Source organism: Nostoc mirabile CHAB5784 (assembly GCF_020829645.1).
Taxonomy (GTDB): domain Bacteria; phylum Cyanobacteriota; class Cyanobacteriia; order Cyanobacteriales; family Nostocaceae; genus Nostoc; species Nostoc mirabile.
This window is the reverse complement of record NZ_JAIVFS010000272.1, coordinates 1-2,720: the sequence shown is the minus strand read 5'-3', so window position 1 is coordinate 2,720 and position 2,720 is coordinate 1. Positions and strand designations below refer to the sequence as shown.

General features: G+C 40.8%; 3 protein-coding genes. All 3 read right to left on the bottom strand.

Going from position 1 to position 2,720, the window contains the following annotated elements:
* Window positions 1–95: 95 nt before the first annotated feature.
* The 3 genes from LC653_RS45575 to LC653_RS45565 all read right to left on the bottom strand — a co-directional run bounded on the left by LC653_RS45575 (window position 96) and on the right by LC653_RS45565 (window position 2,676).
* Window positions 96–578 carry an HNH endonuclease family protein gene (locus tag LC653_RS45575; RefSeq protein ID WP_229501803.1) on the bottom strand — a complete coding sequence of 161 codons (483 nt, stop codon included), beginning with the start codon at window positions 576–578 and terminating at the stop codon, window positions 96–98.
* A 5-nt stretch (window positions 579–583) separates the two neighbouring features.
* Window positions 584–1,828 (bottom strand): AAA family ATPase, encoded by a 1,245-nt coding sequence (locus tag LC653_RS45570; protein ID WP_229501802.1) that lies wholly within the window; start codon window positions 1,826–1,828, stop codon window positions 584–586.
* Between the two features lie 104 nt (window positions 1,829–1,932).
* Window positions 1,933–2,676, bottom strand: a complete 744-nt coding sequence (locus LC653_RS45565; protein ID WP_229501801.1) for an AraC family transcriptional regulator — start codon at window positions 2,674–2,676, stop codon at window positions 1,933–1,935.
* Between the last annotated feature and the right edge of the window lie 44 nt (window positions 2,677–2,720).

Here is a 2,720-nt window from a genome sequence, read left to right as displayed (position 1 = left end):
AGTAACTCCACCACGTAAAGAAGCATCTGTTGCTGTTTAATACCTTAGATTATTCATACTTTTGCTAAGTCTCTGATTAACTCAGCCCTGCTGGGTCATTTTGTATAGCTTAGTCTAAACTCCAGTCTTTCATCATCCCGTAACCGCAACCGTTCCAAAGTAAATTCCGCCTTTTGACGTTGTTGCGGAGGAACTTTATCTGTTAATACTAATTGTAGGGAAGGAAGTAAAATTTCAAACCAATCTTCTCCCAAATCCAAAGGGTCAAGTACCTGGTCATCAAGCGTACCTTTACTACTGTTTATCCAAGCAGAAGCAAAGCGTAAATTGCTCCATTCATAAGCTAAATTGCGATAATTTTCACGGCTGCGATAATGATCTACTGTACCAACTGGTTCATACATTACGCTATAGCCACACAGATTACTAAATCCATCAGCTAAATAACTTTTGAAAGGCGACCAATAATCTCTGGTTCCTTTTTTGGAATCTGGGTTTTTTGCCAACCAAGCATTTCCTGGTTGTCGCACTTTTTTATCAAAATCAGGCGGTTCTGGAGGAGGGTTAAATGGCATCATCTGTGTTATACCTCTGATAACCCAAAATTTCTTTTCTCCGTTGTAACTATCCAACGGGGCCAAAATGGGTCATGTCCTGGTAAAACTCTTTGAAGTTCCTGATGAATTTGTGTTGGTATTCTCAGATTTTCTGGAAACGTATTCATATCATCATCACGCATCCAAGCCTCTGCTGCTTCAATTGCAATTTCTGCTTCTTTGGAACGGGCTTGTTTGAGTCCAAAAATGTCTGAGGTTAACCATCCAACTATGTCCCCTTGTTTTGACCAAGGTACTTCGTCAAGGCTAACCTCTCTATCTTGTAATTTAAATAAAAATAGTTGATCTTCTTGCTCATGAAAATTTGGCTCTAAGGAAGCAAGAACAAGTGGAGAATGAGTAGTTACTAAAGCCTGTATCTTCATCCTGGGTTGTAATTCTGTCACCACAGATAAAATAGCTGGTAAAATCACCCTCTGCCAACGAGGATGCAAATGAGATTCAATTTCATCAATTAGTAAAACTATCTGATTTACTGGCTTTTGTTGTCGCAGTTCGGAAGCTTTTTTATGTTCGTACCAAGTCCACACTAGTAAATAAGCTAGTCCCAAAATACGCTTCATTCCGGCTGATGTTTGAGTGACAGGAACATTCCCGTAAGGTAGGTTAACTGTAGGAATATCGCGCACGTCTTCAATAGAAACTCGCGTTGTTTCTCCCACTTCTATCCATTCGGAAGGGTGAGGTGCAAGTTTTTTAATGACATTAGAAAAGAGTTCAAATGGATATTTATTGGGTTGATTCTGCCATGTAACCCAATCTTGAATTAGACCATTACAAATAACTTTATCTTTTGACTTTAATCCATTCCAAAGTGTATTTGGATTAAAATTATAAGCAATATCGCGTTGGCGAGCAGGGTCAAAAACAGAAAAACTACCATCAACCCGCACATAAATAACTACCTCTTTTAATAAAGGAGGCATTTGTAAATTACGCCATTGCTGTTCAGAAAAATCAAACTGGCTCTGATACTCTCTTATATTTTTTTTATTGCTAACTACGGCTGTAATTTGCGGATTTTCACCTCTGACTCGCTGTGGGTACGCTGGTTGCTCCGCCCAATTTGTAGTCATCACCCACCAAGCAATATCGAGTAAAAAACTTTTACCTAAACCATTATCACCAGTAAATATATTGAGCCTATCGGCAAATGCGACATCAAAATGGGCAGCTGGACCAACTTGTTGGAGGTGAAGTTCTTTTAACATTTGGCTCTCATACACAAATTTATATTGATCAACTTACTTCTTATAAATTAAAAGCTATATCTCTGGATGTTTGCAGTTTGCTGTAGCGAACTCACAGTCTTTGCTCAAGCTATTCGTAATCGTTCAATGTCCTTCATAGGAGGCGCACCAAACATCCGAGAATATTCGCGACTAAACTGTGAAGGACTTTCATACCCCACCTGATAGGCAGTATGGGTCGCATCGGCATTCTCGGCAAGCATCAGGTGACGCGCTTTCAATAGTCTTAATTGCTTTTGATATTGCAGCGGACTCATGGAGGTGACTTCTTTGAAATGGCGATGGAACGAGGAAGGAGACATATTGGCTTGAAGAGCTAGATCCTCAACCCGCAGTGGCTTTGTAAAATCAGCCTTGATAAGTTTTATCACTTCAGCAATGCGCTGCATATTGCTGCCCGATGTGGCAATTTGGCGAACTGCTTCACCTTGTTCACCAATTAGCAAACGGTAGTAGATTTCGCGGACGATCATTGGTGCTAGGAATGGAATATCCTGCGGTGTGTCCAAAAGCCGTGTCAGCCTGATAGCACAATCAATCAACGATGGATCGGCATCGCTGATGAACCAGCCTCTAACCGAGTTTTCTTTCTTACTCATGCCTGGGTTAGTTTGAGCAATGATGTCACAGAGTTGAACGGGGTCTAAATCTAGCTTAAATCCTAGATACGGCTTCGCAGGTGTCGCCTCGATCGCACATCCACAGAGTGGCAAATCCACCGACACCACTAGCGCTCTTTTATGTCTCTGGTGAGAGAAAAATGCTCTGATTTGCTGAGATTTTTGAAATTCCTTGAAGACTGTGAACAATACAGGCGCTGCTATGTCGGAAATATTGAGAAGTAATCAAATAT